The following is a 5,440-nucleotide window of genomic DNA, read 5'->3' on the forward strand; positions in this document are numbered from 1 at the left end:
GTCCTGACGCCCGCGCCGGGCGCACGCAAAAGCATGGGCTGGGACACCGCGGTTTCGGCGGTGACGGTCACCTTGGTCTCGCCCACGACGACGGCCACCGGCGAAATGCGCACATCGCCACCGGCGACGAGGGTGCCGGTGCGCTCGTTGATGACGACACGCGCGTGATGGTCCGGCTCGACGGCCAGCGCTTCGATCTGCCGCACGAAGGCAGGCACCTTGGCGCGATAGCCGCGCGGGACCTGCACTTCGACGGCGCCGGCATCGCGCACCTCAGCCAGCTCGGCACCAAAGCTCTCGTTGATGCGGTCCGCCATGCGGCCGGCGGTGCCGAAGTCGGCCTGGTTCAGCACCAGCGAAAGCACGGGCTGAGCTTCTGGCTCCTCCTGCAATGCCACTTCGACCGTGCCGCCGCCGCTGATGAGCCCGGCCGTCGGGTGGTTCTTCTGCACCTGGTTGCCTTGCGCGTCGTGCCGGAAGCCGCCCACCGTCATCGCTCCCTGGGCCAGCACATAGACACGGCCGTCCGCGCCCTTGAGCGGAGCCATCAGCAAGGTGCCGCCCTCAAGGCTGCGTGCATCGCCCACGGAGCTCACCGAGACGTCGACGTGGTCCCCCGGACGGGCATAGGCCGGCAGGCTCGCGGTGACCATCACGACCGCGACGTTGCGGCTGGCGATGTCATCCGACGCGATATTGAGATCGAACCGATTCAAAAGGTTGGACAGCGTGACGCGCGTCGCCTTGCTGCGCGAGCTGTCGCCCGACCCGGACAGGCCGGTCACCACGCCATAGCCCACCAGGGCGTTCTCGCGCTGGGCACCGACGCGAGCAAGGTCCTTGAGCCGCACGGACTGCGCCTGGGCAGGCAGCACGGCAGCAAGAGCAAGGCAGAGGAATATCGCCGCACGCATGTCAAATCCCGAAAAGGCTCAGCAGCTTCTGCCACCAGCGGGGGCGCTGCATATCGCCGAGCACGCCGTCACCCACGAAAGCCAGCCTGGCGTCGGCCAGCCGGCTCGACAGCACGACGTTCTGCTCGCTCACATCACGCGGGCGCACACGCCCCTCGGCGCGGATCGTCTGCTTCTCGCCATTGATCTCGAGCAGCTGCTCGCCCCCCACACGCAGGTCGCCGTTGGGCAAAACCTCCCGAACCAGCACCGTGATCTGCGCCAGCACACGGCCGGCACGCTGCGTGCGGCCGGTGCCGTTGAAGTCGTTGCTGGCCGTGGCACCCGCGCTCTTGTTCCAGCTGGGCAGGCTGATGCCGAGGCCCACGCTGGAATCGCGGTTCGTGCCGGTATCGGCCGACGTCGTGGCCGACGTGCTTTCGTAAACCATGATCGTCAGCACTTCGCCGACCTCGAAGCGACGCCGGTCGGCGGTGAGCGACTGGAACTGCGCGTCGGAATACAAGCTGCCCCGTGCTCGCGGGCGTGGCGCCGGCCCCGCTGGCGCGACCGGGCTGGCCGATGCCGCTGCTGGCGGCGCGGCCACGCTCTCAGCCTGGGGCGCCGGGGCATCGAACTGGTCGGCACATGCCCCGGCGCAGAACAAGGCCAAGGTGGCGAAAAGGATCTTCATTCGCTCACCACCATCAAGGTTTTCGCATCGACCAGCCGCCCTTCAAGCGGCGTGGTGCGGCCGGTTGCCTGCGCTCTCGCAACTTCACCAACGCGACTGGGTGCCAACAGCTGCGCGGGCATACGAATCTCCATCGCACCCTGCGCCAGAACGGCGGTGACGCGGTCGCCCCGCACCAGCGCGCCGGCAGGCAGCAGAGCGGCAGCGGTCAGGATGTCCCCGGCTCGCACGGCGCTGCGCAGTCGCCCCTGCGGTTGGGCCTGCGCATCCGCGGCCTGCACGGCCATTCCCTCGGGCCAGCGCCGCGACTGCAACTCCAGATCGCCCGGCTGAAGTTCGGCTCCCGGCTCCAGATTGCGCACACCGACCCAGGCCGGCGCCGTCCAGGCCACGGACAACGGCACCTGCTGGACATAGGAACGCCCCTGGCCGACCTGCACACGCACGGGCCAGGTCAAGGCCCCGCTGCGCGGCACCTGCCCCTTGGGCCAGTCCATGGCGCTCAACGAAGCGTCGGCCGGCAAGGGTTGGCCCACCGAGGCGCGGCAGCGCATGTCGGCAGCCAGGCCGCGGGCTTGGGCAAACCGCTGCAGGCCTGCCTCGGCCACATCGCACAAGGGATTGGCCTGAGCGCAAGCGGCAAGGGTCATGCCGCAGATCGCAAGGACGACGGCGCGGTTCATTTGCGCAGGTTGTTGGTCATGCCGGCGATCTCATCGGCCGCCTGCATGACCTTGACGTTCATTTCGTAGGCGCGTTGGGCCACCATCAGCTGCACCATCTCTTCCACCAGCTGGACGTTGGATGCCTCCTGATAGCCCTGCTTCACGCGCCCTGCTCCGGCTTCGCCGGGAGGTGCCAACGTGGCCTCGCCTGAACCCGCACTGGCTCGCCACAGGCCCTCGCCGGTCGGCGTCAGCGCGGAGGGGCTGGCGAACACGGCCAGCTCGATGCGCCCCAAGGTCGTGATGCGGCCGGCGTCATCACGCCCCGTGACCTGGCCGTCTTCGCCAATGCTGAGGCTGCGAACGTCGGTGGGCACATGGATGTGCTGGCGCAGCACAAAGCCGTCAGACGCCGCCAGCAACCGGTCGGCGTTGATCTCAAGCCGGGCACTGCGCGTGAACGCCGGGCTGCCGTCGGGCAGTTGCACCTCAAGGAAGCCGTCACCCTGGACGGCGACGGACATCGTGTCGTCGACGCGGCGCAGCTCGCCCGCCACGAAGGAGCGCTGCACGGCGCCGATCTTGACGCCGGCCGACACCGTCGAAACCTCGGCCGACTGCTGGCCATCGAGGCCGGCGCTGACCAGGTCGCCAAAGCGCAGGTTGCTGCGCTTGAAGCCCGGTGTGCTGGCATTCGCGACGTTGTTTGCAATCGTGTCGAGCTGGGCCGTCTGGGCCTTCATCCCCGTCGCGGCGATGTAGAGGGCGTCGTTCATGTGTTCTCCCCGAAGCGACGGATCGCGGTCGCCTGCATGTCGTCGGCGGCCTGGAACAGGCGCACCATGGTTTCGGCGTGGCGGGTGGTGCTCATCAAGGTCACCATCTCCTGGCTGGGGACAACGTTGGATTGCTCCAGGTGCCCGCTGCGCACGCCAATCGCTGCAGACTCGGCTTCCCATTGGCTGTTGTCCGCGGCATAGAGCCCGTCACCCAAGGGACGCAGGGCCACATTGGCCTTGGTGCCGATGAGTCGCAGCGCGTCGAGCACCTGGCCCTGCTGCTTGAGCTGGCCCTGGGCATCGATCTCCAAGCCGGCGCGTTGGTCCGCGCGCAGACTGATCGCTCCGCGGGTGCCCATGACCTTGTGGCCTGCCAGCGTGCGCAGCAGCCCTTGCGCGTCGATCTGAAGCGCGCCTTGGCGGCTCAATGCCTGGCTGCCGTCATCGGCCTCCAGCAGCAGATAGCGCCCGTCCGGCAGGGCGACATCCAGCGCCTGGCCGGTCGCATTGAGCTTGCCTGTGCGGGCGTCCGTCTGCACTTGCAGTTCGCTCGTTGCGCTCATCAGGTCGGCGAACGGCATCTGTACCGCGACCTGGCGCTTGTAGCCTGGCGTGGAAAGATTGGCGACGTTGTGGCTGGTCAGCTTGAGCCGATCCAGGTCGTGCTGCAAACCGATGGCAGCGATTTCGATGGCATTCATGCGGAGCTTTCATTGACCGGCAGGTTGAGGCTGCCAAAGGCCTTGAGCGAGATCAGGTTGGGCACCTCGGTGACTGCCAGGATGCGCATATGCGGCAGCGCACGCTCCGTGAGGCTGCGCAGATGGCGCCGCAGGTCAGGTGCGCAGAGCAGCACGGGCAGCAAGTTGCTGCGCACCATCTGCTCGGCCAGCACGATGGCCCGCGCCAGCAACTGCTCGACAAAACGGGGATCGGTCGGCGTGGCGTCCTGCGTGCCCTGGCGCRGGCGCTGCTCCACGGTCGGGTCGAGCGTCAGCACGTGCAGGGCCTGGGCCTCGCCCATGAGCTGCTGGCAGATCGACGCCCCGAGCCGCTGGCGTACCGCTTCAGTGAGCAGTGCCGCATCCTTGGTGCCCCGGCCCGCGTCGGCCAGCGTCTCGATGATGCCCTCGACCTGCACCAGACTGACCTTTTCGCGCAGCAGCGCTTGAAAGACCTTTTGCACGTCGACGACGCCCAGCACCGTGGGCACCAGTTCTTCAACCAGCCCCGGCTGCGCCTCGCGGACGCGATTGAGCAGGCGGTCCGTCTCGGCACGCGTGACCAGGTTGGCGCAATGCTGGCGCACCGTCTCGCTCAGATGGGTGACGAAGACCGTGGGCGTATCGACCAGCGTGTAGCGCGCCGCGCGCGCCTTCTCGCGCTCACTTTCTTCGATCCACACGGCCGGCAGCCCGTAGGTCGGCTCCCGCGTCTCGATGCCCTTGAGGTGCTTGGTATCGCCGCTGGGATGGATGGCCAGCAGCTTGCCCTCATGCAACTCGCCGCGGCCATAGACCACGCCATAGATGGCCAGCTCGTAGGCGTTCGCCGCCAGGCGGGCTTCGTTGATGAAGCGCACAGCGGGCAGCAGCAGCCCGAAGTCCTGGGCGAACTGCTTGCGCAGCGCGGCGATGCGCTGCATGAAGGCCGATTCCTCGCCTTGGGCCAACGTGGAAAGCGCGCTGCCGATGCGCACCTCGACCGGATGGACCCGCGGCACCAGATCGTCGCCCTTGGGCTGTTCTTCTGTCGAGGTGTCGGCTGCTGCCTCATTGGCGTCGCGGTCGCGAAGGCCGGCCATCAGGGCCAGCAGAGCAAGGACAGCCGCCACCGTGAGCACGGGCAGCGCGGGAATGCCCGGCAGCATCAGCAGCACCATCAAGGCGCCCACCACCAGCCAGATCGCCTTCGGGAAGCTGGTGAGTTGCTTGAGCACCTCGCCGCTGAGATTGCTGTCCGAGGCCGAGCGCGTGACGATGATGCCGGTGCCGACCGAAATGACCAGCGCCGGAATCTGCGTGACGATGCCGTCGCCCACGGTCAGCAGCGTGAAGGTCTGCAGTGCCTCGCTCCAGCCCATGCCGCGCTGCATCACGCCGATGACCAGGCCGCCGACGATATTGATGAGCAGGATGATGATGCCGGCCACGGCATCGCCCTTGACGAACTTGCTGGCGCCGTCCATGGCACCGTAGAAGGCTGCCTGGCGCTCCAGCGTCTTGCGGCGCGCTTGAGCTTCGGCCTGGTCGATGAAGCCCATGTTCAGGTCGGCATCGATGCTCATCTGCTGGCCGGGCATGCTGTCCAGCGTGAAGCGCGCCGCCACCTCCGACACACGCTGCGCGCCACTGGTCACGACGACGTACTGCACGACAACGAGGATCAGGAAGACGATCAGGCCGATGA

At 67.7% G+C, this 5,440-nt stretch carries 6 protein-coding genes; all 6 read right to left on the minus strand.

Annotated features, from left to right (window positions below; translation table 11 throughout):
• On the minus strand, positions 1–914 hold a 914-nt coding region (gene flgI / locus AC1DU6_RS19015; RefSeq protein WP_477858900.1), incomplete at its 3' end, for a flagellar basal body P-ring protein FlgI.
• Between the two features lies 1 nt (position 915).
• Positions 916–1,587: a flagellar basal body L-ring protein FlgH gene (locus AC1DU6_RS19020; RefSeq protein WP_457391240.1), complete on the minus strand. Its 672-nt coding sequence runs from the start codon at positions 1,585–1,587 to the stop codon at positions 916–918.
• A complete protein-coding gene (locus AC1DU6_RS19025; RefSeq protein WP_457323190.1) occupies positions 1,584–2,270 on the minus strand; it encodes a flagella basal body P-ring formation protein FlgA in 687 nt (228 codons plus the stop codon). The genes AC1DU6_RS19020 and AC1DU6_RS19025 overlap by 4 nt, the downstream gene beginning before the upstream one ends.
• On the minus strand, positions 2,267–3,028 hold the full coding sequence (locus tag AC1DU6_RS19030) for a flagellar hook-basal body protein (protein ID WP_457323191.1): 762 nt from the start codon (positions 3,026–3,028) through the stop codon (positions 2,267–2,269). The genes AC1DU6_RS19025 and AC1DU6_RS19030 overlap by 4 nt, the downstream gene beginning before the upstream one ends.
• The gene (locus tag AC1DU6_RS19035; protein ID WP_457323192.1) at positions 3,025–3,732 is read right to left on the minus strand and encodes a flagellar hook-basal body complex protein; all 708 of its coding nucleotides are present in this window, start codon (positions 3,730–3,732) and stop codon (positions 3,025–3,027) included. The genes AC1DU6_RS19030 and AC1DU6_RS19035 overlap by 4 nt, the downstream gene beginning before the upstream one ends.
• Positions 3,729–5,440 (minus strand): FHIPEP family type III secretion protein (locus AC1DU6_RS19040; protein ID WP_477858904.1); only part of this gene is annotated, 1,712 nt, incomplete at its 5' end. The genes AC1DU6_RS19035 and AC1DU6_RS19040, both read right to left, overlap by 4 nt.

The sequence above is a fragment of the Roseateles sp. P5_B10 genome (assembly GCF_056400485.1).

Coding starts and splice junctions, on each gene's coding strand:
- AC1DU6_RS19020 (WP_457391240.1), bottom strand. CDS start 1,587: ATGAAGATCCTTTTCGCCACCTTGGCCTTGTTCTGCGCCGGGGCATGT.
- AC1DU6_RS19025 (WP_457323190.1), bottom strand. CDS start 2,270: ATGAACCGCGCCGTCGTCCTTGCGATCTGCGGCATGACCCTTGCCGCT.
- AC1DU6_RS19030 (WP_457323191.1), bottom strand. CDS start 3,028: ATGAACGACGCCCTCTACATCGCCGCGACGGGGATGAAGGCCCAGACG.
- AC1DU6_RS19035 (WP_457323192.1), bottom strand. CDS start 3,732: ATGAATGCCATCGAAATCGCTGCCATCGGTTTGCAGCACGACCTGGAT.